Origin of the sequence: Xanthomonas sp. BRIP62411, assembly GCF_003993525.1 — a bacterium.
Taxonomy (GTDB): Bacteria; Pseudomonadota; Gammaproteobacteria; order Xanthomonadales; family Xanthomonadaceae; genus Xanthomonas; species Xanthomonas euroxanthea.
On sequence record NZ_QEZI01000016.1, the window covers coordinates 328,877 to 355,222 of the forward strand.

General features: G+C 66.8%; 19 protein-coding genes. 15 read left to right on the forward strand and 4 right to left on the reverse strand.

The window, feature by feature from the left end:
• Positions 1–13 precede the first annotated feature (13 nt).
• Entirely contained in the window at positions 14–1,366 is a 1,353-nt protein-coding gene (locus EO139_RS14280; RefSeq protein ID WP_126971157.1) for an aspartate aminotransferase family protein, read from the reverse strand.
• 406 nt (positions 1,367–1,772) lie between these two features.
• Here EO139_RS14280 and EO139_RS14285 point away from each other — a divergent pair, with 406 nt between their 5' ends.
• The 5 genes from EO139_RS14285 to EO139_RS14310 all read left to right on the forward strand — a co-directional run bounded on the left by EO139_RS14285 (position 1,773) and on the right by EO139_RS14310 (position 9,225).
• On the forward strand, positions 1,773–3,452 hold the full coding sequence (locus tag EO139_RS14285; protein ID WP_126971159.1) for an OFA family MFS transporter: 1,680 nt from the start codon (positions 1,773–1,775) through the stop codon (positions 3,450–3,452).
• Between the two features lie 6 nt (positions 3,453–3,458).
• Positions 3,459–4,304, forward strand: a complete 846-nt coding sequence (fdhD, locus tag EO139_RS14290; RefSeq protein WP_126971161.1) for a formate dehydrogenase accessory sulfurtransferase FdhD — start codon at positions 3,459–3,461, stop codon at positions 4,302–4,304.
• Positions 4,301–6,649 carry an FdhF/YdeP family oxidoreductase gene (locus tag EO139_RS14295; RefSeq protein ID WP_104582138.1) on the forward strand — a complete coding sequence of 783 codons (2,349 nt, stop codon included), beginning with the start codon at positions 4,301–4,303 and terminating at the stop codon, positions 6,647–6,649. The genes fdhD and EO139_RS14295 overlap by 4 nt, the downstream gene beginning before the upstream one ends.
• A complete protein-coding gene (locus tag EO139_RS14300; protein ID WP_164739858.1) occupies positions 6,639–6,917 on the forward strand; it encodes a hypothetical protein in 279 nt (92 codons plus the stop codon). The genes EO139_RS14295 and EO139_RS14300 overlap by 11 nt, the downstream gene beginning before the upstream one ends.
• Before the next feature lie 1,003 nt (positions 6,918–7,920).
• Entirely contained in the window at positions 7,921–9,225 is a 1,305-nt protein-coding gene (locus EO139_RS14310) for an MFS transporter (RefSeq protein ID WP_126971163.1), read from the forward strand.
• Positions 9,226–9,252: 27 nt separating this feature from the next.
• On the opposite strand, the gene EO139_RS14315 is transcribed toward EO139_RS14310, so the two are convergent.
• From EO139_RS14315 to EO139_RS14325, 3 genes are all read right to left on the reverse strand, one after another.
• Positions 9,253–10,551, reverse strand: coding sequence for a diguanylate cyclase (locus tag EO139_RS14315; protein ID WP_047125193.1), 1,299 nt, complete (start codon positions 10,549–10,551; stop codon positions 9,253–9,255).
• A gap of 96 nt (positions 10,552–10,647) precedes the next feature.
• Positions 10,648–11,964, reverse strand: coding sequence for an FAD-binding oxidoreductase (locus tag EO139_RS14320; RefSeq protein WP_126971165.1), 1,317 nt, complete (start codon positions 11,962–11,964; stop codon positions 10,648–10,650).
• Entirely contained in the window at positions 11,964–13,343 is a 1,380-nt protein-coding gene (locus EO139_RS14325) for a glutamine synthetase family protein (protein ID WP_126971167.1), read from the reverse strand. The genes EO139_RS14320 and EO139_RS14325 overlap by 1 nt, the downstream gene beginning before the upstream one ends.
• 286 nt (positions 13,344–13,629) lie before the next feature.
• Here EO139_RS14325 and EO139_RS14330 point away from each other — a divergent pair, with 286 nt between their 5' ends.
• The 10 genes from EO139_RS14330 to EO139_RS14375 all read left to right on the forward strand — a co-directional run bounded on the left by EO139_RS14330 (position 13,630) and on the right by EO139_RS14375 (position 26,280).
• Positions 13,630–14,385: a gamma-glutamyl-gamma-aminobutyrate hydrolase family protein gene (locus EO139_RS14330; protein WP_126971169.1), complete on the forward strand. Its 756-nt coding sequence runs from the start codon at positions 13,630–13,632 to the stop codon at positions 14,383–14,385.
• A gap of 6 nt (positions 14,386–14,391) precedes the next feature.
• Entirely contained in the window at positions 14,392–15,777 is a 1,386-nt protein-coding gene (locus tag EO139_RS14335; RefSeq protein ID WP_104582144.1) for a glutamine synthetase family protein, read from the forward strand.
• 201 nt (positions 15,778–15,978) lie between these two features.
• Positions 15,979–17,355 (forward strand): aspartate aminotransferase family protein, encoded by a 1,377-nt coding sequence (locus EO139_RS14340; protein WP_126971268.1) that lies wholly within the window; start codon positions 15,979–15,981, stop codon positions 17,353–17,355.
• Between the two features lie 214 nt (positions 17,356–17,569).
• Positions 17,570–18,685, forward strand: a complete 1,116-nt coding sequence (locus tag EO139_RS14345; protein ID WP_115677435.1) for a polyamine ABC transporter substrate-binding protein — start codon at positions 17,570–17,572, stop codon at positions 18,683–18,685.
• Between the two features lie 196 nt (positions 18,686–18,881).
• A complete protein-coding gene (locus tag EO139_RS14350; protein WP_047125197.1) occupies positions 18,882–20,084 on the forward strand; it encodes an HlyD family secretion protein in 1,203 nt (400 codons plus the stop codon).
• Positions 20,081–21,667 (forward strand): MDR family MFS transporter, encoded by a 1,587-nt coding sequence (locus EO139_RS14355; protein ID WP_104582146.1) that lies wholly within the window; start codon positions 20,081–20,083, stop codon positions 21,665–21,667. Before EO139_RS14350 ends, EO139_RS14355 begins: the two co-directional genes overlap by 4 nt.
• A 4-nt stretch (positions 21,668–21,671) precedes the next feature.
• Entirely contained in the window at positions 21,672–23,162 is a 1,491-nt protein-coding gene (locus EO139_RS14360; protein WP_047125199.1) for an efflux transporter outer membrane subunit, read from the forward strand.
• A gap of 231 nt (positions 23,163–23,393) precedes the next feature.
• Positions 23,394–24,524: a polyamine ABC transporter ATP-binding protein gene (potA, locus tag EO139_RS14365; RefSeq protein WP_126971173.1), complete on the forward strand. Its 1,131-nt coding sequence runs from the start codon at positions 23,394–23,396 to the stop codon at positions 24,522–24,524.
• On the forward strand, positions 24,521–25,435 hold the full coding sequence (locus tag EO139_RS14370) for an ABC transporter permease subunit (RefSeq protein WP_047125201.1): 915 nt from the start codon (positions 24,521–24,523) through the stop codon (positions 25,433–25,435). Before potA ends, EO139_RS14370 begins: the two co-directional genes overlap by 4 nt.
• Positions 25,432–26,280: an ABC transporter permease subunit gene (locus EO139_RS14375; RefSeq protein WP_126971175.1), complete on the forward strand. Its 849-nt coding sequence runs from the start codon at positions 25,432–25,434 to the stop codon at positions 26,278–26,280. Before EO139_RS14370 ends, EO139_RS14375 begins: the two co-directional genes overlap by 4 nt.
• The last annotated feature ends 66 nt before the right edge of the window (positions 26,281–26,346 follow it).

The window sequence follows — 26,346 nt, forward strand, 5'->3', positions numbered from 1 at the left end:
TGTGCCGTCGCCGTCAGGCAGTGCTGCGCAGGATCTTCCCCAGCGTTTCGACCATCTGCCCGATCTGCTCGGGGGTGACGATCAGCGGCGGCGACAGCGCGACGACATCGCCGGTGACGCGCACCAGCAGGCCGCCGTCATGGAAGCAGCGCTCGAAGACTTCGTAGCCGCGTGCGCCCGGCGCGCCGTCGCGCGGGGCCAGCTCGACCGCGCCGATCAGGCCGATGTTGCGGATGTCGATGACGTGCGGCAGCCCGCGCAGGCCGTGCAGCGCATCTTCCCATTGCCGGCCCAGCGTGATCGCGCGGTCGAACAGGTTCTCCTCGGCGTAGGTGTCCAGCGTGGCGATCGCCGCGGCGCAGGCCAGCGGATGGCCGGAATAGGTGTAGCCGTGGAAGAGCTCGATCGCGTTCTGCGGGCCGTGCATGAAGGCGTCAAAGATCGCATCGGCCACCAGCACCGCGCCCATCGGCACGCTGCCGCTGGTCAGCCCCTTGGCGGCGGTGATCAGGTCCGGGGTGACGCCGAAGCGTTGCGCCGCGAACGCCTCGCCGACCCGGCCGAAGCCGGTGATGACCTCGTCGAACACCAGCACGATGCCGTGGCGGTCGCAGATGGCGCGCAGCCGCTGCAGATAGCCTTCCGGCGGCAGGATCACCCCGGCCGAGCCGGACACCGGTTCGACGAAGACCGCCGCAATGGTCGACGCGTCATGCAGGGTGATCAGGCGTTCCAGATCGTCGGCCAGTTCGGCGCCGTGCGCCGGCAGCCCGCGCGTGTAGGCATTGCGTTGCAGATCCAGCGTGTGCCGCAGATGGTCGGTGCCGGCCAGCAGGGGGCCGAACCATTTGCGGTTGTTGGGCAGCCCACCGATCGACATACCGCCGAAGCCGACCCCGTGGTAGGCCTTCTCGCGGCCGATGAAGCGGGTGCGCTGGCCCTCGCCGCGCAGGCGGTGGTAGGCGAGCACGATCTTCATCGCGCTGTCGACCGCCTCCGAGCCGGAGTTGGTGAAGAACACATGGCCCAGGCCGGGCGGGGCGATCGCGGCCAGCCGCTGTGCCAGTACGAACGGCAGCGGTGAGCCCATCTGGAAAGTCGGTGCGAAATCTAGCGTGCCGGCCTGTGCGCGAATCGCCGCCACGATGCGCTCGCGTGCATGGCCGGCATTGCAGCACCACAGCCCGGCAGTGCCGTCCAGGATCTGGCGCCCATCGACATCGCGGTAGTACATGCCGGCAGCGGAGGCCAGCAGGCGCGGGCGCGCCTTGAACTGGCGGTTGGCGGTGAACGGCATCCAGAACGCGTCCAGCTGCGCCGCTGCCTGCAACGCATGCGCGTCGTCGCGCGGAGGGTGGTCGTGCATGGCGGGCTCCGTCGCTGGGGAGCGTCCGACTCTACGGCCACCGCGCGTCGGCCGTCACCCCGCAGAGCGCGACGGCGACCACGATTTCCGGACCCGCATGCATCGATCCGCACGGACTAGTCAATTAGTCGCAGCGTCTGCCGCTAAGCTCTGGGAACGCCTTGTGGCGCGGGCCGGGACGGGTGTTTGAGCGGCTGCGGGGCGCGCCGAAGCATTGCAAAGATTCAACGATCGCCGATGATGCGCCAGACGAGTGCCAGTTGGGCCTGGTAGTCGCCGCTGCCCTTATCGCAACACGTCAATCGATCGCAGCCATCAATCGTTTTCGCGGCCACTGACACCGCCTGCGTGCAGGCGTTGTGTCAGGCGCTCCGGACACTTCATCGTACTTTTTAGGGGAACGGGAATGACACAAGGGTCCACCGTGGCGAGCGCCAACGGCGCAGACGCCGGCCTGCTGTCCAAGGAGCGCATCGTCGCGCGTCCTGGGTTCAATCGTTGGTTGGTACCGCCGGCAGCACTGGCGATCCATCTGTGTATCGGCATGGCCTACGGCTTCAGCGTGTTCTGGCTGCCGCTGTCCAAGGCGCTGGGCATCACCGAAGCGATCGCGTGTCCGGCCGACATGGGCCTGTTCGCGCGCATGGTCGCCACCACCTGTGACTGGAAGATCAGCGAACTGCAGTGGATGTACACGTTGTTCTTCGTGCTGCTGGGCTGCTCGGCGGCGGTCTGGGGCGGCTGGCTGGAACGTGCCGGCCCGCGCAAGGCCGGTGTGGTCTCGGCGCTGTGCTGGTGCGGCGGGCTGGTGATATCGGCGGCCGGCATCCACTTCCACCAGATCTGGATGCTGTGGCTGGGCTCGGGCGTGATCGGCGGCATCGGTCTGGGCCTGGGCTACATCTCGCCGGTGTCGACCTTGATCAAATGGTTCCCGGACCGCCGCGGCATGGCGACCGGCATGGCGATCATGGGCTTCGGTGGCGGCGCGATGATCGGCAGCCCCCTGGCCGATGCGCTGATGCGCCACTTCGCCACGCCGACCTCGGTGGGCGTGATGGAAACCTTCCTGGTGATGGCGGCGCTGTACTTCGTCTTCATGATGGCCGGCGCGTTCGGTTACCGCGTGCCGCCGAGCGGCTGGACCCCGGCCGGCTGGACCGCCCCTGTGGCCAGCAACAACGCCATGATCACCGCCAACCATGTGCACGTGAGCAAGGTCTGGGGCATTCCGCAGTTCTGGCTGCTGTGGGGCGTGCTGTGCCTGAACGTGTCGGCCGGTATCGGCGTGATCGGCATGTCCTCGCCGATGCTGCAGGAAGTGTTCGGCGGCCGCCTGATCGGGGTGGATGCCGGCTTCGGCAGCCTGGATACGGCGCAGCTGGCCAGCATCGCGGCCATCGCGGCCGGCTTCACCGGCCTGCTCAGCCTGTTCAACATCGGCGGCCGCTTCTTCTGGGCCAGCATGTCCGACAAGCTCGGCCGCAAGAACACCTACACGCTGTTCTTCGTGCTGGGCATCTGCCTGTATGCGGCGGCACCGTCGGCCGGCAGCGTGGGCGGCATCGCGCTGTTCGTGGGCATCTTCTGCATCATCCTGTCGATGTACGGCGGCGGTTTTGCCACCATCCCGGCATATCTGGCCGACCTGTTCGGCACCCAGATGGTGGGCGCCATCCACGGCCGCCTGCTGACCGCCTGGGCCACCGCCGGCATTCTCGGCCCGGTGGTCGTCGGCTACATGCGTGAGTACCAGCTGGCCCACGGCAGCCCGCCGTCACAGGTCTACAACACCACCATGTACATCCTGGCCGGCATGTTGGTGCTCGGTCTGATCTGCAACCTGTTGGTGCGTCCGGTGGCCGCGCGTCACTTCATGACGCCCGACGAACTGGCGCGCGAGAAGCAGCTGGCGCACGAGAAGGTGGACCGCAGCGGCAAGGCGATCCTGCCGCCGGATCAGATGGCGCGCATCGGGCACGGCGGCAATCCCGCGCTGGTCGCGCTGGCCTGGCTGGCCGTCGGCGTGCCGATGTGCTGGGGCATCTGGGTCACGCTGCAGAAAGCCTTCGTGCTGTTTCATTGAGATGAGATGACCACTTCGTCTTCCCGTTCCGTGCGCGCCGGCAGTGTGGTGCGCACGGTCGTCCGCCACCGCGGCGGCCGCAACGCCACGGTGCAGGACATGGTGGCGGCGGAAATGCCGGTTGCCTTCCACTACAACGGCGTGCCGTTCGCGGTGATGATGGCCACGCCGGAGGACCTGGAGGATTTCGCACTCGGGTTCTCGCTGAGCGAAGGCATCGTCGAGCACCCGCAGGACCTGCGGGTGACGGCGGTGGAGACGTTCCTGGAGGGCGCCTCGCTGCAGATCGAGATTCCGCCCGGGCGTGCCGCCGCGCTGGACCAGCGGCGGCGCAACCTGGACGGGCGCAGCGGTTGCGGGGTATGCGGCAACGAATCGATCGAAGCGGTACTGCGTGTGCCGCCGGTGCTGCAGTCCGCGCTGCAGATCGATGTGCAGACCCTGGCGCGGGCACTGGATGCGCTGCATGCGCAGCAGCCGATCGCCGCACAGACCGGCGCGGTGCATGCCGCCGGCTGGGCCGATGCGCAGGGGGTGGTGCGTTACGTGCGCGAGGATGTCGGCCGGCATAACGCGCTCGACAAGTTGATCGGTGCCCTGGCGCGCGCGCGCGTGGATGCATCGCACGGGTTTGCGGTGGTGACCAGCCGCGCCAGTTACGAAATGGCCATGAAAGCCGCGCAGGCCCGGATCCCGCTGCTCGCAGCGATTTCGGCGCCGACCGCGCTGGCGATCAGCCTAGCCGACAGTGCGGGACTGACCCTGATCGGGTTTGCCCGCAATCACGATTGTGTCGTTTACAGCCATCCGCAGCGCCTGGAATTGGGCGTCGCCGTGGGAGAGCCCGCATGAGCAAGAAGACCATCCAGCAATACGACAATCCCGCTGGCGGCTGGGGCGCACTGCGCTCGGTGGCAAAGCACCTGATGGAGCAGGACATCGCGGTGCAGGGCGCCAAGACGCTGCTGCATGCCAACCAGCCGGACGGTTTCGACTGCCCCGGCTGTGCCTGGCCCGACCGCGACCACACCTCCACCTTCGAGTTCTGCGAGAACGGCGCCAAGGCCGTTGCCGCCGAATCCACCGCGCGCCGCGCCGGGCCGGAGCTGTTTGCCTCGCACAGCGTCAGCCTGTTGTCGCAGTACAGCGACTACTGGCTGGAAGGGCAGGGCCGGCTGACCCAGCCGATGCGTTACGACGCCGCCACCGATCACTACGTGCCGGTAAGCTGGGACGCGGCGTTTGCGCAGATTGCCGGGCACCTCAACGGGCTGGCATCGCCGGACGAGGCGATCTTCTACACCTCCGGGCGCACCAGCAACGAGGCGGCCTTCCTGTATCAGTTGTTCGTGCGCGAGTTCGGCACCAACAACTTCCCGGACTGCTCGAACATGTGCCACGAGCCGTCCGGCACTGCGCTGCGTTCGCAGATCGGCGTGGGCAAGGGCACCGTATCGCTGCACGACTTCGAACTGGCCGATGCGATCTTCATCTTCGGCCAGAACCCGGGCACCAATCACCCGCGCATGCTCGGCGAGTTGCGCCAGGCCTCCAAGCGCGGCGCGGCGATCGCGGCATTCAATCCGTTGCGCGAGCGCGGGCTGGAAAAGTTCGCCGACCCGCAGGACAAGCTGGAGATGCTGCACAACGGCTCCACCCGCATCGCCTCGGATTATTTCCAGCTCAAGATCGGCGGCGACCTGGCCGCGGTCAAGGGCATCATCAAGCATGTGCTGGAGCGCGACGCGCAGGCCCAGCGCGATGGCACGCCGCGTTTGCTGGATCTGGAATTCATCCACGCCCACACCGCCAATTTCGAGGCCTTCGCTGCTGAGGTGCATGGCGAATCCTGGGACACCATCATCGAAGAGTCCGGGCTGGACGAGGCCGCGCTGCGCAAGGCCGGCGAGCTCTATCTCAATGCCGAGCGCGTGATTGCCTGCTGGGGCATGGGCATCACCCAGCACAAGCATTCGGTGGCCACCATCCACATGATCACCAACCTGCTGCTGCTGCGCGGCCATCTGGGCCGGCCAGGCGCGGGCGTGTGCCCGGTGCGCGGGCACAGCAACGTGCAGGGCGACCGCACGATGATGATCTACGAGAAACCGCCGGCCGCCTTCCTGGACAAGCTGCAGACGCTGTTCGGGTTTGCGCCGCCGCGCGAAGACGGGTTCGACACCGTTGGTGCGATCGAAGCGATGCTGGACGGGCGCGGCAAGGTGTTCTTCGCGATGGGCGGCAACTTTGCCGCGGCCACGCCGGATACCGACGCCACGCACCGCGCGCTGCGCAACTGCGAACTCACCGTGCATGTGACCACCAAGCTCAATCGCAGCCATCTGGTGCATGGCCGCGATGCGCTGATCCTGCCATGCCTGGGCCGTACCGAAATCGACATCCAGGACGCCGGCCCGCAAGGCGTGACGGTGGAGGATTCGATGAGCATGGTGCACCTGTCGGCCGGCATCAACCCACCGGCCTCGCCGGACCTGCTGTCCGAGCCGGCGATCGTGGCACGCCTGGCCGAGGCAACGCTGGGCGCGCGCAGCGCGATCCGCTGGCGCTGGCTGGTGGGCGACTACGACCGCGTACGCGATCTGATCGCACAGGTCTTCCCGGATTTTGCCGACTTCAACCAGCGCGTGCGCGTGCCGGGCGGTTTCCGTCTGTCCAACACCGCGCGTGATCGCCAGTGGGTGACGCCGGAGAAGCGCGCGGTGTTCAAGCCACACGCGGTGCCGACCGACAACCCGATTCATCGTGCGCGTCGCAGCCACACCGGGCAGATGGTGTTTACGCTGGCCACCACGCGCTCGCACGATCAATACAACACCACCATCTATGGGCTGGACGACCGCTACCGCGGCGTGTTCGGCGAGCGCCGCGTGCTTTTCATCAATGGTGCGGACATCGCGGCATTGAACATGAAGGCCGGCGATTGGGTGGACCTGGAGAGCCTGTGCGAGGACGGTGTGCATCGTGAGGCACGCCGCTTCCTGCTGGTGGACTACAACATCCCGCGCGGCTGCCTGGCAGCGTACTACCCGGAAACCAACGCATTGGTGCCGCTGTCCAGCTTCGCCGACGAAGCGCGTACGCCCACCTCCAAGTCGATTCCGGTGATCGTGCTGCCGCACCGCGCCGAAACCGCCGATGCGGCGCCGCGCGACATCGGAGCGGTGCTTGTCCGCTGATCCACAGCTCACCGCGCAGTTGCTTGTTGCGTTGGCCGACACGCCGGAGGGCGTGTCGCTGGCCCGGTTGTGCAAGCAGCTGGGCGTGCGCATGAGCGTCCTGCTGCGCACCCTGGCCTGGTTGGGCAGCGCCAGCCTGGACGGTCACCCCGGTCCGGGCTGGATCCAGGTGGAAAACCGCGGCGAGCGCCAATTCGCGGTGCTGACGGATGCCGGGCGCGCTGCGCATGCGCAGCGTGCAATCGCACAAGCGCCGCACGGCGACTGAGCAACTTGCTGTCAGTTCCCGGCTGAGGAAGGCGGGAGACTGAAGCCTCTTCACCTGCACGGAAAGCTTGATCAGACGCAACCTGATCCGAACAACGCAGGCCGTGCTTTGCTTGCAGCCAAACACACCGAGTGTCTCGACAGGTCCTTGTCCGCTCACCGTCGCGGGACCTTACGCGGCATGGATGCCGCGTAAGAGCCTACACGGACGTACTTGCGGCGTGTCCTGCGATGGTGGGCGGGCAAGGGCCCTGCAGCACACTCGCAGCGTCGAGCCCCAGGACGGGCCCACCGCGTGCGGGACACGCTGTGAACCCGTCCCTGGGGACCGTGTGTGGCGGCATCCATGCCGACACACGGTCCCGCAATCGGTGAGGGCACCGCACCAGACCGTTGGTCGGCGCTCATTTGAAGAGCTGTCTGTCGCGCGGTGCGCATCAGACGTGGAGGCGATGCTTCACGATCGAACAAGGCGCACCCAGCACTGCTCTACGTGACGTACCGACCATCTCGACTGGTCCTTGCCGGCCCACCGTCGCGGGACCCTGAGCGGCATGGATGCCGCGCCGGAGCCTACATGGACGTACTTGCGGCGTGTCCCGCGATGGTGGGCCGGCAAGGGCCTTGCAGCCAAATAGCTGACCAACCGCTCTGTCAGTGATCTATCCGCATTGTCTGACGACCACCCTAAAATAAGCGGAATTTCGGGAGTTAGCGATATACCCAGAGCGGACTTGCGGCGTGTCCTGCTGTGGCGAGCAGACAAGAGCTCTACAGCCAAGTCGCAGACCCGCCGCTCTGCAACCGACGCATTTTCGGCGCGATCAATCCTCGGTGAAGAGAACGCGCCGCGCTCTGTCGGTCACTGCCAGAACTGAGGCTGACATGGCCCACCTGGGCCGGAGGTCACGTCTGTAACTTTTTACCCACCGGTGGACCTGCGCAAACCCTTGCTGCAATCTGCCAGAATCGGCTGTCCTGTCTTGTCTGGAAGCCGATCAACGATGACTGCTGCCGCGCCGCTCGCTGCTCCCATCAATTCGCCTGCGCGCGTGCTGTTCGCCAGCCTGATCGGCACCACGATCGAGTTTTTCGATTTCTATATCTACGCCACCGCCGCGGTGCTGGTGTTCCCGACGCTGTTCTTTCCGGCGGGCGATGGCAGCGCGGCGATGCTGCAGTCGCTGGCGACGTTTGCAGTGGCCTTCGTCGCGCGGCCGGTGGGCTCGGCGGTGTTCGGCCACTTCGGTGACCGGATCGGGCGCAAGGCCACCCTGGTGGCGGCGCTGCTGACGATGGGCCTGTCCACCGTGGCGATCGGCTTGCTGCCCAGCTACGCCCAGATCGGCGTGTTCGCACCAGCGCTGCTGGCCTTGTGTCGCTTCGGCCAGGGCCTGGGTCTGGGCGGTGAGTGGGGCGGGGCCGTGCTGCTTGCCACCGAAAATGCACCGCCGGGCAAGCGCGTGTGGTACGGCATGTTTCCGCAGTTGGGTGCGCCACTGGGCTTTCTGCTGTCCACCGGCACCTTTCTCGGCATGGGCGCGGTGCTCGACGATGCGCAGTTCATGCAATGGGGCTGGCGGGTGCCGTTCCTGGCCAGCGCGCTGTTGGTGCTGACCGGTTTGTGGGTACGCCTGAGCATCACCGAGACGCCGGATTTCCAGAAGGCCCTGGACCGCAAGACCCGTGTGCGCCTGCCCTTGGGCACGGTGATCTCGCAGCACTGGTCGGCACTGATCATCGGCACGCTGGGCGCGTTCGCCACCTTCGTGCTGTTCTATCTGATGACGGTATTCGCGCTGGGTTACGGCACCAAGACCCTGGGCTACGACAAGGAGCAATTCCTGTTGTTGCAGATGGCCGGCATCGTATTTTTCGCGATCGGCATCCCGCTCTCGGCAAGGTTTGGCGACCGGCATGGTGCGCCGCTGGCGATGATGCTGGCCAGTGTTGCAATCATTGCGTTCGGGTTGGCGTTCGCGCCGCTGTTCCAGGCCAATCACCCGTTGCAGGTGCTCGCATTCCTGGCACTGGGGTTCTTCTTCATGGGCCTGACCTACGGCCCCTGCGGCACGTTGCTGGCCGAGCTGTATCCCACCGAGGTGCGCTACACCGGTGCCTCGCTGTCGTTCAACCTGGCCAGCATTCTCGGTGCGGCGCCGGCGCCGTACGTGGCCACGCAACTGGCCGCGCGCTTTGGCGTGCAGGCGGTGGGGCAGTATCTGGGCGGCGCTGCGGTACTGAGCCTGGTGGCGTTGATGGCCGCACGTGCGATGCGGCGTCGTTCGGCATCGGCGATTTCAACCTAGCCAGCGCGGCGGCGGAGCCGACGCGGCTCAGCTGGCTAGGCGCACCTGGTTGCGACCGCCGGCCTTGGCCAGGTACAGGTATTTGTCCGCTTCGCCCAGCAGGTGGTGCAGCGACTGGCCGTCTTCGGTGGCGATGCACACGCCGATGCTCACCGTCATGCTGAGGGTTTCATTGCCGATCCGCACGCGCAGCGCGCTGATGCGCTCGCGCAGGGTTTCGAAGTAACTGGTGGCGTTGGCGGCATCCAGCCCCGGCACCAGCAGGCAGAATTCCTCGCCGCCGAAACGTGCCACCAGATCCTGCGGCCGCGCATGGCTGGAGACCGATGCGGCCACCGCCCGCAGCGCCTGGTCGCCGGCTTCGTGGCCCCAGGTGTCGTTGATGTGCTTGAAGTGGTCGATATCCAGCATCGCCGCGGTGACCGTCTGCTCCTGCGACAGCAGGGTAGGGATCACCCGCTGGCTCTGTTCCAGGAAATAGCGCCGGTTGGGCAGGCCGGTGAGGAAGTCGCGGGTGGCCAGGTCCTGCAGCGTGCCGATCAGTTCCAGCTGGTCCACATTCTGCGATACGCGGCAGAAGAATTCTTCGCGCGAAAACGGCTTGCGCAGGAAGTCGTTGGCGCCATTTTTCAGGAAGCGCGGGATCAGCGACGAATCGCTGTTGCCAGAGATGCCGATCACCGCGACCTTGTCGCGCGAACGGATCGCGCGCAGCCGGCGGGTGAATTCCACCCCTTCCATACCGGGCATTTCCTGGTCGACGATGGTCAGGCGGATACCGGGATCGCGCTCGATCGCCTGCAGGCCGGCCGCACCGTCGGCCGCCAGCACCACGCGGTAGCCGTACATGGACAACAACGCGGCCGCATAGGTCCGTGCGGACAGGGAATCGTCCACCACCAGCGCCGCGATGCGGCGGTTGCGTTCCAGGCGCTGCACCAGCCAGGCCAGATACTCGATGCTGCCGGGCGCGTTCTTGAGCACGTAATCGATGATCTGCTGCTGCAGCACGCGCTGGCGCAGGTCCTCGTCATAGACGCCGCTGACCACCACGGTGGGCAGTTTGCGCGAAAGGAAAAATTCCACGACCTTGTCGCGGTCGCCGTCCACCAGCACCAGACCGGTCAGAACCAGAAACCAACCATCTTCTTCGTCCAGTACGCGGGCCGCTTCCGCCAGGGTCGACACGACCGTGACCGGCAGTTCCACACGTTGCTCGATGGCTTCGCGCAGCATGCTGGTGAAGGTGCGCGAGTTCTCCACCAGCAACACGCGTTGCGGCAGGACTGCGCTTTCGCTATTGCGATGTAGGGTACCTGGGGACATCGGCTGGCCGTGCGGATCGAACCGTCCTACCGGCTAACGGCCCGGTTCGCCAAAACTTGAGCGCCGCGTCTCAAAGTGCCCAAGACCGCGCCCCTCTCACCACAATGCATCGCGCAGCCGGTACCAGCTCATCGCGGCCACCAGCAGCGGGGTACGCAGCAGGCGCCCACCGGGGAAGGGCCGATGCGGAATGCGCGCGAACACGTCCAGCCGTTGGCTCTGGCCGGCGATGGCCTCGGCGATGACCTGGCCGGCCAGCCCGGTGGCGGCGACGCCATGCCCGGAGAATCCCTGGGCGAAATACACGTTGGACCCCAGCCGTCCCCAGTGCGGGGCGCGATTGCGCGAGATGTCCACGTAACCGCCCCACAGCGTTTCCAGCGGCACGTCGTGCAGTTGCGGAAAGACCGTGTGCATGCGCCGGGTCATCAACCGATCCAGCCCGGGGGGCGGGCGCGATGAGTAGCTGGCGCGTCCGCCGAACAGCAGCCGGTGGTCGGCGCTGAGCCGGTAATAATCCAGTGCCCAGTTGGTGTCGGCGACCGCCATGTCGTTGGCGATCAGCGCGCGCGCGCGGGCTGCGCCCAGCGGCGGCGTCGCGCCGACATAGGTGCCGACCGGCATGATGTGGCGTTCCAGCGTTGTGGAAATGCCCTGCAGCAGGGCGTTTCCGGCGATCACCCCGAAGTCGGCGCTGACGCTGCCCTGGTCGGTCTGCATCGTCACGCGCGCGCCATGTTCCAGGCGGGACACCGCCGAGGCCTCGTGGATGCGCACGCCAGCCGCCAGCGCTGCGCGTGCCAGGCCCAGTGCATAGGCCAGCGGATGCAGATGGCCGCTGGCCGGGTCGAACATCGCGCCCAGGTAGAGCGGGCTGTCCAGCACCTGCCGGGTACGCGCGCGGTCCCACCATTCCAGCGGGTAGTCATAGCGCTCGGCCATCCGCACGATGCCGTGCTGCAGGGCCTGCACCTGGCGCGGTTTCAGCGGCACATGGGCGTGACCGTCGCGCCAGTCGCACGCGATGGCATGACGCGCAATGCGCGCGCGCAGCAGGCGCATGCCGTCGCGCGAGAAGTCGAACAGCAGCCGCGCGTCGGCATCGCCGACCAGCGCTTCCAGCGTGTCCTGCTCGCAGCCGTAGCCGACGATGGCCTGGCCGCCGTTGCGCCCGGAGGCGCCCCAGCCGATGCGCCTGGCTTCGAGCACGATGACGGAGTAGCCGGCCTCGGCCAGGGCGAGCGCGGCGGTGAGGCCGGTGTAGCCGGCGCCGAGGATGCAGGCATCGGCACGTGCGGCGCCCTGCAGGCGCGGTTGCTCCGGCAAGGCCGGCGTGCTGCGCGCGTACCAGCTGTCGGGATAGCCATTGCCCGGCGGATCGGCAGGCGGCAGGGGCGTACCCGGGCCGTCCATCAGACGATTCGCAGATACCGGGCGTAGTCCAGATCCGGCACCAGCGCCTGGTAGTCGAGCAGCTCGCGCTGTTTCTGCTGGCCGAATACATGCTGGAACTGGCTGCCGAACTGCGCGCCGACGAAGTCGCTGGCGCCGAATGCATCCACTGCGCCCTGCCAGGTGCGCGGCCGGAACACCGATTGCGCATAGGCATTGCCGGTGACTGGCGCGGTGGGCTCGCCGGGGTGTTGCAGGCCGTCCAGCATGGCGGCAAGCACGGCGGCGGCGGCCAGGTACGGGTTGGCATCGGCGCCGGCGATGCGGTGTTCGATGCGGGTGTTGCGTGCATCGCTGTGCGGGATGCGCAGCGCCACGGTGCGGTTGTTGAAGCCCCAGCTTGCATCCAGTGGCACGAAGGCGTTGCTGACGAACCTGCGGTAACTGTTGGCGTGCGGCGCGAACATCAGCAGCGAGGCATCGGCATGCCGCTGCAGGCCGGCGATGGCATGGCGCAGGCGGTCGGCGGGCACATCGACGTTGCCGGCAAACACGTTGTGCCCGTCGGCATCGAGCAGGCTCACGTGCAGGTGGAGGCCGCTGCCGGCCTGGCCGGGAAACGGCTTGGCCATGAAGCTTGCGAGCTTGCCCTGCTGCTGCGCAATCGCCTTGATGGTGCGCTTGAGCAGGAGTGCCTCGTCGCAGGCGGGCACCGCATCGGCACGATGCTGCAGGTTGATTTCGAACTGGCCGGGCGCGTACTCGGCCACGGCGGTGTCGGCCGGGATGCCTTGCTGCCGGCAGGCGGCGGTGACCGCGTCGGTGAACGTGCGCTGGTCGTCCAGGTCCTGCAGCGAATACACCTGGGTACTGTCGCTGCGCGCGCCGGTCTGCGGGTCGCGCGGTGTTTGCGGACGCCCCTGTGCATCGGGCACCGCATCGAACAGGTAGAACTCCAGTTCCACCGCAATCACCGGTGTCAGGCCGAGCGCGGCAAAGCCGTGTAGCACGCGCTGCAGGACCGCACGCGGCGCGACCTCGAACACGCTGCCGTCCGGCTGATGCATCGCGAGCAGCAGCTGTGCCATCGGCCGCGGTGCCCACGGCACCGGGCGCAGCGAGCCTGCAATTGGCCGGCAGATGCGATCGGCATCGCCGATGGCATAGCCCAGCCCGGTTTCTTCGACGGTATTGCCGGTGATGTCGGTGGCGATCAGCGACATCGGCAGGCACACCCCGTCGCGATAGATCTTGCCCAGGACCTCGGCTGTCACGCGTTTGCCACGCAGCACGCCATTGGTGTCGGGCAACAGCAGGTCGACCGCCTCGCAGCCATCGATCCGCGCCAGCGTGGCGGCATCGGTGGCGGGCAAGCACGCGACGGAGTTCTCGGAAACCATGGGCACCACCTGCAGGGTCGCTGCCCAGACTAGCAAAGCGCACGTGATCTTTCGCAATCGTGCGCGTGCCGACCCTGGCAATGCCGCTGGCTGCGCGGTAAGTTCGCAGGCATCCACGACATACCCTCAACCCGTGGCGAAGACACGCTGACGTTGCGTTGCGATCGAACGCATGCAATGCCGCGCACGATTGCAAACGCGCGCCACCCAGTGGCCTGCACGTTGCCAGCGCCTGCCTGACGGTGAGCGCACCCGTTTCCCTGCCGCGTACAACCGGGATATCCCCATGGCTGTCGTTCCCCTGGTCGGGTTGCCGACCGATCGCATCCAGCAAGGGCCGCATCCGTTCCTGGCCACCGGCGAAAAATACATCCGAGCGGTAGTGGACGCGGCCGGCGCAATGCCGGTGCTGTTGCCGAGCCTGCAGCCGGCGCTGGATGCGGGCGTCTGGCTGGATCGCCTGGATGGCCTGTTGCTGACCGGCGCGGTGAGCAATGTGGAGCCGCATCACTACAGCGACGAGCCGAGCTGGGAGGGCAATCCGCACGACCCGGCGCGCGATGCCACCAGCCTCGGGCTGATTCCGCAGGCACTTGCGCGCGGCCTGCCGGTGCTGGCGATCTGCCGCGGGCTGCAGGAGGTCAACGTGGCGCTGGGCGGGCGCCTGCATCAGCGCGTGCATGACGTGCCCGGTCTGGCCGATCACCGCGAGGACCGCGCCGCGCCGCTGGACACGCAGTACGGCCCGGCGCATCCGGTGCAGCTGCAGGCCGGCGGCCTGCTGGCCGGCATCAGCGACAGCGCGCAGGTGGCGGTGAACTCGCTGCACGGGCAGGGCATTGCGCGGCTGGCCGACGGCCTGCTGATCGAGGCGACCGCGCCGGATGGCCTGATCGAAGCCTTTCGCGGCCCCGGGCCGGGCTTCCTGCTGGCGGTGCAGTGGCACCCGGAGTGGCGTGTCACACAGCATCCGTTCTACCGTGCCATCTTCCAGGCCTTCGGCGAGGCCTGTCGCCAATATGCCGCCCGACGCGGTCAGTGAGGTTGCATGTCCATCCGCACACGTTCGCGCACATCCACGCCCAAGCAGCCCGAGAGCGCGCTGCGCCGCTGGCTCAAGGAGCGCCACATCACCGAGGTCGAGTGCCTGGTGCCGGACATCACCGGCAACGCACGCGGCAAGATCATTCCGGCCGACAAGTTCTCGCACGACTACGGCACCCGCCTGCCGGAAGGCATCTTCGCCACCACCGTCACCGGCGATTTCCCGGACGACTATTACGCGCTGACCTCGCCATCGGATTCGGACATGCATCTGCGTCCGGATGCGTCCACCGTGCGCATGGTGCCGTGGGCAGCCGACCCCACCGCGCAGGTCATCCACGACTGCTACACCAAGGATGGGCAGCCGCATGAGCTTGCCCCGCGCAATGTGCTGCGGCGCGTGCTGGAGGCGTATGCCGAAGCCAGGCTGCAACCGGTGGTGGCGCCGGAGCTGGAATTCTTCCTGGTGCAGAAGAACACCGATCCGGATTTCCCGTTGCTGCCACCGGCAGGGCGCTCGGGGCGTCCGGAGACGGCGCGGCAGTCGTATTCGATCGATGCGGTCAACGAGTTCGACCCGATCCTGGACCTGATGTACGACTACTGCGATGCGATGGAGCTGGACGTGGATACGCTGATCCACGAATCCGGCGCCGCGCAGCTGGAGGTCAACTTCACCCATGCCGATGCGCTCTCGCGCGCGGACCAGGTGTTTCTGTTCAAGCGCACCATGCGCGAGGCCGCGCTGCGGCATGGCGTCTATGCGACGTTCCTGGCCAAGCCGATGGAGACCGAGCCGGGCAGTGCGATGCACATCCACCAGAGCCTGCTGCATGCCGGCACCGGCAAGAACGTGTTCAGCGGCAAACGCGAGGGCGGCTTCAGCGACACCTTCGCGCATTATCTGGGTGGCCTGCAGAAGTACATTCCGATGGCGATGGGGCTGCTGGCGCCCAACGTCAATTCCTACCGGCGGCTGATGTTCGGCGAGGTCTCGCCGAGCAATGTGCTATGGGGCTTCGACAATCGCACCTGCGGGCTGCGCGTGCCGATCGATGCACCACAGAACATGCGGGTGGAAAGCCGCTTTGCCGGCTCCGACGCCAACCCGTATCTGGCAATGGCGGCGACCCTGGCCTGCGGGTTGCTCGGCATCCGCGAGAAGCTCGAGCCGACCGCGCCGATCAGCAGCAACGGTAAGGAGCAGGGCTACGATCTGCCACGCTCGCTGGGCGAGGCACTGGACGGACTGGAGGGCTGCGAGGCCTTGCAGGACATGCTGGGGCAGCGCTTCGTGCGCGCCTATATCTCGGTGAAACGGAAGGAATACGAGACCTTCTTCCGGGTGATCAGTTCGTGGGAGCGCGAGTTCCTGTTGTTGAATGTGTAAGGCGTATGCGCGTCGCGCAGCGTGCCACACCGTTCCCTTCTCCCACCGGGAGAAAGTGCCCGAAGGGCGGATGAGGGGAGGTTGTCTGGCAATGGCTCGAACCCACGTGCACTGCTGGCGTCCGACGCGTTCTGCGCCAGCTGCTTTTTATAACGCCACTGCATTCGCGCCACTGGCGTGAGCCACCTTCCGGAGCAAGCCGTGCACCCCACCGCGTTGAAAACCCTGCAGCAACTCGATGCCGCCCATCACCTGCATCCGTTCAACGACAACGCGGCATTGGCCGAGCAGGGCACGCGCATCCTGACCCGCGGCGAGGGCGTGTATGTCTGGGACGCGCAGGGCAACAAGCTGCTGGATGCGTTCGGCGGCCTGTGGTGCGTGAATGTAGGCTACGGGCGCACCGAGCTGGCGCAGGCCGCAGCGCGGCAGATGGAACAGCTGGCCTACTACAACAGCTTCTTCCAGTGCACCACCGAGCCCACCATCCATCTGGCCGCCAAGCTGGCGGAGCTGGCGCCGGGCGATCTGAACCACGCGTTCTTCGCCAACTCCGGGTCGGAGGCCAACGACACCATCCTGCGCTTGGTGCGGCATTTCTGGGCGGTACAGGGGCAGCCGGCAAAACGCATCTTCATCGGCCGTCACGACGGTTACCACGGCACCACCATGGCCGGTGCCAGCCTGGGTGGCATGAAAGGCATGCACAGGCAGGGCGGCTTGCCGATCCCGGATATCCACCACATCGCGCCGCCGTATCACTTCGGCGATGGCGGCGACATGGACCCCGAGGCCTACGGACTGCTGGCGGCACGTCGGCTGGAAGACCGGATTCTGCAGCTCGGGCCGGAGCAGGTGGCGGCGTTCATCGGCGAACCGATCATGGGCGCGATCGGGGTGTACATCCCGCCGCGCAGTTACTGGCCGGAAATCGAACGCATCTGCCGGCGCTACGACGTGCTGCTGGTAGCCGACGAGGTAATCTGCGGGTTCGGGCGTACCGGTGCCTGGTTCGGTGCGGAGTATTACGGCTTCCAGCCCGACGTGATGACGCTGGCCAAGGGCATCACCTCCGGCTACATCCCGTTGGCAGCGGCAATGTTCAACGATCGCGTGGCCGGTGTGCTCAAGGCGCAGGGCGGCGAGTTGGCGCATGGCGGCACCTATGCGGGGCATCCGGTCTGCGCGGCGGTGGCACTGGAGAACCTGCGCCTGCTGCAGGACGAGGGCATCGTGGAACGCGCGCGCACCCACATCGCGCCGAATCTGGCGCAGCGCTGGGCCGAGCTGGGCGAACACCGGCTGGTGGGGGAGGCGCGTATCGCCGGGCTGGTCGGGGCACTGGAATTGGTGCCGGACAAACGCCGGCGCGGCGTCTACTTTCCCGAGCGCGGACGGGTTGGCGCCCTGTGCCGCGATTTCGCGCTGCGGCGCGGGCTGATCCTGCGTGCCACCCATGACGCCATGCTGCTGTCGCCGCCGTTGATCATCACCCGCGAACAGGTCGACGAACTGTTCGACAAGGCCTGGGCGGCGCTGGACGATACCGCGCAGGCGCTGGGCGTCGGCGCGGCGTAAGCCCTGCCGGCGCAGCTCCCGAGGCTGAAGGTCTCGCGCGCATGTGCAAAGGGCGGCGGGCCGGTGCGATTCCGGCATCGGCCGTGCCCGCCTGCCGCAGCGCACGCGGGAATTGCGCCACGCCACGCTGTGCAAACACAAACACCATGGGTAGGCTGGACCTCCGACCGGCCGTACACCGGCCCGCCCTGATCGCGCTGCCCTGGAGACCCGCATGACGCTGCGACTGCTCGCCCTGACGCTGTCCACCACCTTGCTGGCCGCCTGCGGTGGCCGCAATGCGCCCGGCGACGCCGAGGCGCAGGCCAAGGTGCTCAATGTCTACAACTATTCGGACTACATCGCCGAAGACACCATTCCCGCGTTCGAAAAGAGCACCGGCATCAAGGTCACCTACGACGTGTTCGACAGCGACGAGATGGTGGAAACCAAGCTGCTCGCCGGTGGCAGCGACTATGACGTGGTGGTGCCAACGCTGAACTTCTTCGGCAGGCAGATCCAGGCCGGCGTGTTCCTGCCGCTGGACAAGGGCAAGATCCCCAATCTGGCCAATCTGGACCCGGACATCATGCGGCGCATCGCCACGCAGGATCCGGGCAATGCCTATGGCGTGCCGTACATGATCGGCACCACCGGCATCGGCTACAACGTGGACAAGCTCAAGGCGATCTTCGGCAGCACCGAGGTCGCCAACAGCTGGGATCTGGTGTTCAAGCCGGAAAACCTGTCCAGATTGAAGGACTGCGGCGTGACCCTGCTGGACACGCCCTCGGACCTGATTCCGATCGCGCTCAACTACCTGGGCCTGGATCCGCACAGCAGCGCACCGGCCGACATCGAAAAGGCCGCCGCGCTGATCAAGACGATCCGCCCGTATGTGCAGAACTTTCATTCCAGCCAGTACGTGACCTCGCTGGCCAACGGCAACACCTGCCTGGCGGTGGGCTGGTCGGGCGACATCATCCAGGCGCGCGACCGCGCGGTGGAAGCCGGCAACGGCATCAAGGTGGCCTACGCAATCCCCAAGGAAGGCGCGCCGCAGTGGTTCGACATGCTGGCCATTCCCAAGGACGCCAAGCACCCGGACAACGCCTACGCCTTCATCAATTATCTGTTGAAGCCGGAAGTGGCCGCGGCCAACAGCAACTTCATCCACTACGCCAACCCGGTGCGCACCGCCACGCCGCTGGTGGACGCGGCGATCCGCAACGACCCCACCATCTACCCGCCGCCGGAGGTGACCGCCCGGATGTTCACCTATGCGATCAATCCGCCCGAGGTGGACCGGCTGTATACGCGGCTGTGGACCGAGATCAAGACCGGGCGCTGACAGCCGCCATCGCTGTTTTATTCCTGTAGGAGCGTCCGCCGGCGTTTGTCCGGAAGTCCGAGCGGACGCTGACTGCGGTCATCACGCAATCTGTACCGGGCGGTTCAAATAATTGTATGGTTGCGCCGCCTTCGCCGAACCGCTGATGCGGCCCCGTCGTCGCGCGCGCCTCGCCCACGACACAGGACACCCCACCTTGAGCAATCACGACCAGCAGTCCAACGACGGCCAGCCTTCGGGCACGGATGCGCAAGGCAGCGGCGCGCACAACGAGCAGGAGCCACCCAAGCCCTCGCCGTTGAAGAATCCCAAGGTCAAGTGGACGCTGATCGTGGTCGGGGTGCTGGTGGTGGTGCTGCTGGTGATCTGGCTGGCCTATTACCTGATCAAGGGCCGCTACATGCAGGACACCAACAACGCCTACCTGCAGGCCGATTCGGTCGCCGTGGCGCCGCGGGTCAGCGGCTACGTGACCAAGGTGATGGTGAGCGACAACCAGATCGTGGAGGCCGGCCAGCCGCTGCTGCAGATCGACGACCGTACCTATCAGGCCACGCTGCAGCAGGCCGAAGCCGCAATCGCCGCGCGCCAGGCCGATATCGCCGCTGCCACCGCTAATGTCTCCGCACAGGAGTCGGCGCTGGTGCAGGCACGTAGCCAGGTGAGCTCGGCAGCGGCGAGCCTGACGTTTGCCCAGGCCGAAGTGAAGCGCTTCGCGCCGTTGGCCGCCTCTGGCGCGGACACCCACGAACACCAGGAAAGCCTGCAGCACGAACTGCAACGCGCACGCGCGCAGTACCAGGCCGCGCAGGCGCAGGCCAAGGGTGCGCAAAGCCAGATCCTGGCCAGTAACGCGCAACTGGAACAGGCCCAGGCCGGCGTCAAGCAGGCCACTGCCGACGCCGACCAGGCCCGCGTGGCGGTGGAAGACACCTTGCTGACCAGCCGCATCCACGGCCGCGTCGGCGACAAGACCGTGCAGGTCGGCCAGTTCCTCGGGGCGGGTACCCGCACCATGACCATCGTGCCGCAGGAATCGCTGTACCTGATCGCCAATTTCAAGGAAACCCAGGTCGGCCTGATGCGTCCTGGCCAGCCGGCCGAAATCGAGGTCGATGCCTTGTCGGGCGTCACGCTGCACGGCAAGGTCGAGAGCCTGTCGCCGGGGACCGGCTCGCAGTTCGCACTGCTGCCGCCGGAAAATGCCACTGGCAACTTCACCAAGGTGGTGCAGCGCGTGCCGGTGCGCATCCGCGTGCTGGCCGGCGAGGAGGCGCGCAAGGTGCTGGTGCCGGGCATGTCGGTCGAGGTCACCGTGGACACGCGCTCGGCCAAGGACGCCAAGCAACGGGCCGAGGAGGAATCCGATCGCGTGCAGGCGCAGGAGCGCGCGCAGTGAGTGCAGCGGCGGCCACCGGCCCGCGTGCCGGCGGCAGCGCGCAACGCGAGAAGGCCGAGCCGGGCGCCTGGCTGGCGGTGCTGGCTGGCACCATCGGCTCGTTCATGGCGACGCTGGACATCTCCATCGTCAATGCGGCGCTGCCCACCATCCAGGGCGAGGTCGGCGCCAGCGGCACCGAAGGCACCTGGATCTCCACCGCGTATCTGGTGGCCGAGATCATCATGATCCCGCTGACCGGCTGGTTCGTGCGCACGCTGGGCCTGCGCAACTTCCTGCTGATCTGCGCGGTGATGTTCACCGCGTTTTCGGTGGTGTGCGGGCTGTCGACCTCGTTGACGATGATGATCATCGGCCGCGTGGGGCAGGGCCTGGCCGGTGGTGCGCTGATTCCCACCGCGCTGACCATCGTCGCCACGCGCCTGCCGCCCAGTCAGCAGACCATGGGCACCGCCCTGTTCGGCATGACCGTGATCATGGGCCCGGTGATCGGCCCGCTGCTCGGCGGCTGGCTCACCGAAAACGTCAGCTGGCACTATGCGTTTTTCATCAACGTGCCGATCTGCGTTGGCCTGGTGGCCTTGCTGCTGCTCGGCCTCAAGCATGAGAAAGGCGATTGGGCCGGCCTGCTCAATGCCGACTGGCTGGGTATCTACGGCCTGACCGCCGGCCTGGGCGGGCTCACCGTGGTGCTGGAAGAGGGCCAGCGCGAGCGCTGGTTCGAATCCAGCGAGATCAACACGCTCAGCGTGATCGCGCTCAGCGGATTTGCTGCACTGGTCGTGGGCCAGTTCCGCAAACGGCCGCCGGTGATCCACCTGTCGCTGCTGCTGCACCGCAGTTTCGGCGCGGTGTTCGTGATGATCATGGCGGTGGGCATGATCCTGTTCGGCGTCATGTACATGATCCCGCAGTTCCTGGCGGTGATCTCCGGCTACAACACCGAGCAGGCCGGCTACGTGCTGCTGCTGTCGGGCCTGCCGACCGTGCTGCTGATGCCGATGATGCCCAAGCTGCTGGAGGTGGTGGACGTGCGCATCCTGGTGATCGCCGGGCTGATCTGTTTTGCCGCAGCCTGCTTTGCCAATCTGTCGTTGACCGCCGACACCGTCGGCATGCATTTTGTCGCCGGCCAGTTGTTGCAGGGTTGCGGCCTGGCGCTGGCGATGATGTCGTTGAACCAGGCGGCCATTTCGTCTGTGCCGCCCGAACTGGCCGGCGATGCGTCCGGCCTGTTCAATGCCGGCCGCAACCTGGGCGGCTCGGTGGGGCTTGCGCTGATCTCCACCTTCCAGGAGCGCCGCATGACCTTCCATACCGAAACCATCGGCAGTGCGATCACTGCCAATTCCTCGCGCGCGCAGGATTTTCTTTCCGGCCTGACCGCGCAGATGCAGGGCAGCGCCGGCGGCGAGGCGGCCATTCGCTCGGTTGCGCAGCTGGCGCGGCTGGTGCAACAGCAGGCCCTGGTGATGACCTATAGCGATCTGTTCTGGATCTTCGGCGTGATCGTGGTCTGCACGATTCCGCTGGCCTTTTTGCTCAAGCCGTTACCCAAGGGGGCGCACCTTGCAATGCACTGATTCCATGCGCCTGATCCGCATGCCGCTGGCCGCGGCGTTGAGCGTGGTCCTGCTCGGCGGCTGCATGCTGGGTCCCAACTACACCAAGGCGCCGGCAGTGGCCGATGCGGCGATGCAGGCGCCCGCATTGCATCGCGCCAGTGGCGCCGACGTGGTCGCTGCCGCGCCGCTGAATCACTGGTGGGAGGAGTTGCACGACCCGACCCTCACCCAGCTGGTCACCCAGGCCCTGGCCGACAGCCCCAACCTGCGCGCGGCGCAGGCGCGGCTGCGCGCCAACCGCGCACTGGCCAGCCAGCGCCGTGCCGAGCGCCTGCCCAAGCTCAATGCCAGCGCGGTGTATGCGTACGCCGAGCCGCCGCAGACCATCGTCGATACGCTGGGCGGCTTGCAGAATGGCCAGAACGGCCAGCCACCGGCCCAGGGCAGCGAGGCGCTGGATCTGGAAAAGACCCAGATCTACAGCGCCGGTTTCGATGCCAGCTGGGAGCTGGATTTCTTTGGCCGCCGCCGTCGCGCCGCCGAAGGCGCCCTGGCGCAGGCGCAGGCCTCGGAAGCCGAGCTGGCCGATGCGCAGGTGCAGCTGGCGGCCGAAGTGGGGCAGGTGTACCTCAACTACCGCGGCCTGCAGGCACGGCTGGCGATCGCCGATGCCAACCTGGACAAGATCGGGCAGACCCTGCGCCTGACTCAGCAGCGCCGCGCGCGTGGTGCGGCCTCGGACCTGCAGGTCGAGCAGATCGCCACGCAGGTGCAGCAACAGGAAGCGCAGCGCCTGCCGCTGGAGATGCAATCGCAGGAAGCGCTGGACCAGCTGGCGCTGATGGTGGGGCGCGCGCCCGGCGCGCTGGATGCGCAGTTGCGCGCGCCGCAGCCGTTGCCGATGCTACCCACGCAGGTGCGCGTGGACGATGCCGGCGCCCTGATCCGTCGCCGCCCCGATGTGCGCAAGGCCGAGCGCGAGCTGGCGGCCTCCAGCGCGCAGATCGGCGAGGCGTTGAATGGCTATTTCCCGCAAGTGACCTTGCTGGGCGGCCTGAGCTGGGTCGCCGGTTCGCCCAGCGATTTCAATTCCGACGCGTTGACCACGCTGGCGGTGCCGATGCTGCGCTGGTCGATCTTCGATTTCGGCAAGACCCGCGCGCAGGTGGAGCAGGCGCGTGCCGGCAACGCCGGCCGCGAGGCGGCCTACGAGGGTGCGGTGCTGGCGGCGTTGCAGGACGCCAACTCCGCGTTGTCGCGTTTCGGCTCGGCGCGCAAGCAACTGGTGGTGGCGCGGCAGGCCGAAGCCTCGGCAACGCGTTCGGCCGGGTTGATGCAGCAACGCCGCGATGCCGGTGCCACCTCGTCGATCGATCTGCTCGACGTGCAACGCCAGCAGCTGTCGGCGCAGGACGCTGCCGCACAGGCGCAGGTGCAGTTGCTGGTGAACTACGTCGCGCTGCAGAAGAGCCTGGGGCTGGGCTGGAGCGCGCCGGTGCAGGAGGCACGCTGATCGCGACCGGTCGCGGCGGGCATGGGCACGTGGTCCTGGCAGGGTGCTGCCAAGCTGCGCTACCCGCGCTGGCAGGTGCGCATCAGACATGCCGCGTCGGCGTCAGCTGGTGGCAGAGCACGCGATTGAACTGAAGGGGACCGGTGCCGACATTCGCACCGGGCACTGGCGGCCCCGGCGTCTTGCGGTGCACAGTCATTGCCGGGCCACGCTTCGCAAACGAGAGGGTTCATGGCACTTACCCAGGCCGCAGCGGCGCCGCTTTCCGCTGGCGACAACGCCTATCTGAGCATCAGCGAGGTCCGCAAGGAGTTCGACGGCGTCGTCGCGGTCGACGAAGTCAGCCTGCAGATCCGCAAGGGCGAAATCTTCGCGTTGCTGGGCGGCTCGGGCAGCGGCAAGTCCACCTTGCTGCGCTGCCTGGCCGGCTTCGAGCGGCCGACCAAGGGCCGCATCGTCCTCGATGCCCAGCCGATCGACGCGCTGCCACCGTACGAGCGCCCGATCAACATGATGTTCCAGTCGTATGCGCTGTTTCCGCATATGAGCGTGGAGCAGAACATCGCCTTTGGACTGAAGCAGGAAGCCCTGCCCAAGGCCGCAATCGCGGCGCGCGTGGGCGAGATGCTGGAGCTGGTGCAGCTCGGCAGCCTGGCCAGGCGCAAGCCGCATCAACTCTCCGGCGGCCAGCAGCAGCGCGTGGCGCTGGCGCGTTCGCTGGCCAAGCGGCCCAAGTTGCTGCTGCTGGACGAACCGATGGGCGCACTGGACAAGAAGCTGCGCTCGCAGATGCAGCTGGAGCTGGTCAACATCATCGAGACCTCCGGCGTCACCTGCGTCATGGTCACCCATGATCAGGAGGAGGCCATGACCATGGCCACCCGCATCGCATTGATGGACCAGGGCTGGATCCAGCAGGTCGGCACCCCGGACGAAATCTACGAGCAACCGGCCAACCGCTTCGCCGCCGAATTCATCGGCTCGGTCAATCTGATCGATGCGGTCATCGTCGAGGACAAACCGGACCACGTCAGCCTGAAGTCCCCGGCATTCGACGCCAGTATCCGGGTCGGCCATGGCATCACCGGTTTCGAAGGGCAGGCGGTGGCGTTCGCGCTGCGTCCGGAAAAACTGGTCATCGGCAAGGAGGAACCCGCCCAGCCCTGCAACAAGGCGCAGGGCGTGATCGAGGACATCGCCTATTTCGGCAGCCACTCGGTCTACCACGTGCGCCTGCCCGGTGGCTTCAAACTGATGGCCAACTTCGCCAATCGGCAGCGCTGGGCCAGCGAAGCACTGACCTGGGGCGACACCGTATGGCTGAGCTGGGGCGAGGACGACGGCGTGGTGCTCACCGCATGAGGCGCCGCCTGTTCCGCGCAGCAGTGCCGGGCGCGCGCTGGGGCGTGATCGCCGCACCGTATCTGTGGCTGCTGGTGTTCTTCGCGATCCCGTTCCTGATCGTGCTGAAGATTTCCTTTGCCGAGCGCGCCACCGCGATGCCGCCGTACACGCCGCTGTTCGCCATCGCGGCCGATGGCGCGGTGAGCGTCAAGCTGCATCTGGGCAACTATCTGGTCCTGCTGCACGACAGCCAGTACCTGGCGGCGTATGCGAGTTCGATCAGGATCGCGGCGCTGTCGACCGTGTTCGCGCTGTTGATCGGCTACCCGATGGCCTATGTCATTGCGCGGCTGCCGCTGGCCACGCGCAACGTGGCGATGATGCTGGTGGTGCTGCCGTCGTGGACCTCGTTCCTGGTCCGCGTGTACGCCTGGATCGGCATCCTCGACGGCAACGGCTTGCTCAATCAGGCGCTGCTGGCGCTGGGAGTGATCCGCCAGCCGTTGCAGTTGCTGTACACGCCGCTCGCCGCCTATATCGGCATCGTGTACTGCTATCTGCCCTTCATGGTGCTGCCGTTGTACGCCAACCTGGTCAAGCACGATCGGCGCCTGCTCGAAGCCGCCTACGATCTGGGTGCGCGGCCGTGGCAGGCGTTCGTGCGCATCACCTTGCCGCTCTCGCGCAACGGGATCGTGGCCGGCTGCATGCTGGTGATGATTCCGGCGGTGGGCGAATTCGTGATTCCGGAAATGCTGGGCGGGCCGGATACCTTGATGATCGGCCGCGTGCTGTGGGGCGAGTTCTTCAACAATCGTGACTGGCCGGTGGCCGCTGCGGTGGCCACGGTGATGTTGCTGCTGTTGCTGGTGCCGATCGTGCTGTTCCACCGGTATCAGCAGCGCGAGCTGGAAGGGCGGCTGACATGATGCGCGCCTGGCGCGGTGGTCGCGTGCTGGGTGGCAGCGTGCTCGCGCTGGGCTTCGGCTTTCTGTACCTGCCGATCCTGTTGCTGATGGTCTACTCGTTCAACGCCTCGCGGCTGGCGATGGTGTGGGGCGGCTTTTCCACGCGCTGGTATGGCGAATTGCTGCGCGATCGCCAGCTGCTGGATGCGGCCTGGGTCAGCCTGGAAGTCGCGTTCTGGACCGCCGGGGCATCGACGGTGCTGGGCACGATGGCGGCGCTGGCGATGGTGCGCATGCGCCGTTTCCCCGGCAAGACCCTGTTCGGTGCGCTGATCACCGCACCGTTGGTGATGCCGGAGGTGATCATCGGCCTGTCGATCCTGTTGTTGCTGGTCTCGATGGGTGGCGTGCTCGGCATCGCACCGCGCGGCGCGGTGGCGATCTGGGCGGCGCATGTCACCTTCACCGTCTCGTTCGTGACGGTGGTGATCTCCTCGCGCCTGCAGGAACTGGATCGCTCGCTGGAAGAAGCGGCGATGGATCTGGGCGCGACACCGTTGAAGGTGTTCTTCCTGATCACCTTGCCGATCATCGCCCCCGCATTGGCATCAGGCTGGCTGCTGGCGTTCACGCTGTCGCTGGACGATGTGGTGATCGCCAGCTTCCTGGCCGGGCCCAGTTCGACCACCTTGCCGATCAAGGTGTTCGCGTCGGTGCGGCTGGGCATCAGCCCCAAGATCAACGCGCTTGCCACGCTGATGGTGCTGGCGGTGTCGATCGCCGCAGCGATCGGCTGGTGGCTGCTGGCGCGCAGCGAACAACGTCGTCAGCGTGATGCGCAACTGGCGCTGCAAGCTGCTTCCTGAGCAGGCACCAATATGAGTGTGGCGAATGCATCGCCACCAGCGGCGGCCAGACGGCTGCGAACGCCG

What these genes read in the sequence shown, in the direction of transcription:
- EO139_RS14360 (WP_047125199.1), top strand. Translation starts at nt 21,672, where the DNA reads ATGCGCCTGATCCGCATGCCGCTGGCCGCGGCGTTGAGCGTGGTCCTG.
- EO139_RS14315 (WP_047125193.1), bottom strand. Translation starts at nt 10,551, where the DNA reads ATGTCCCCAGGTACCCTACATCGCAATAGCGAAAGCGCAGTCCTGCCG.
- potA (WP_126971173.1), top strand. Translation starts at nt 23,394, where the DNA reads ATGGCACTTACCCAGGCCGCAGCGGCGCCGCTTTCCGCTGGCGACAAC.
- EO139_RS14310 (WP_126971163.1), top strand. Translation starts at nt 7,921, where the DNA reads ATGACTGCTGCCGCGCCGCTCGCTGCTCCCATCAATTCGCCTGCGCGC.
- EO139_RS14280 (WP_126971157.1), bottom strand. Translation starts at nt 1,366, where the DNA reads ATGCACGACCACCCTCCGCGCGACGACGCGCATGCGTTGCAGGCAGCG.
- EO139_RS14325 (WP_126971167.1), bottom strand. Translation starts at nt 13,343, where the DNA reads ATGGTTTCCGAGAACTCCGTCGCGTGCTTGCCCGCCACCGATGCCGCC.
- EO139_RS14320 (WP_126971165.1), bottom strand. Translation starts at nt 11,964, where the DNA reads ATGGACGGCCCGGGTACGCCCCTGCCGCCTGCCGATCCGCCGGGCAAT.
- EO139_RS14285 (WP_126971159.1), top strand. Translation starts at nt 1,773, where the DNA reads ATGACACAAGGGTCCACCGTGGCGAGCGCCAACGGCGCAGACGCCGGC.
- EO139_RS14370 (WP_047125201.1), top strand. Translation starts at nt 24,521, where the DNA reads ATGAGGCGCCGCCTGTTCCGCGCAGCAGTGCCGGGCGCGCGCTGGGGC.
- fdhD (WP_126971161.1), top strand. Translation starts at nt 3,459, where the DNA reads ATGACCACTTCGTCTTCCCGTTCCGTGCGCGCCGGCAGTGTGGTGCGC.
- EO139_RS14295 (WP_104582138.1), top strand. Translation starts at nt 4,301, where the DNA reads ATGAGCAAGAAGACCATCCAGCAATACGACAATCCCGCTGGCGGCTGG.
- EO139_RS14330 (WP_126971169.1), top strand. Translation starts at nt 13,630, where the DNA reads ATGGCTGTCGTTCCCCTGGTCGGGTTGCCGACCGATCGCATCCAGCAA.
- EO139_RS14375 (WP_126971175.1), top strand. Translation starts at nt 25,432, where the DNA reads ATGATGCGCGCCTGGCGCGGTGGTCGCGTGCTGGGTGGCAGCGTGCTC.
- EO139_RS14335 (WP_104582144.1), top strand. Translation starts at nt 14,392, where the DNA reads ATGTCCATCCGCACACGTTCGCGCACATCCACGCCCAAGCAGCCCGAG.
- EO139_RS14345 (WP_115677435.1), top strand. Translation starts at nt 17,570, where the DNA reads ATGACGCTGCGACTGCTCGCCCTGACGCTGTCCACCACCTTGCTGGCC.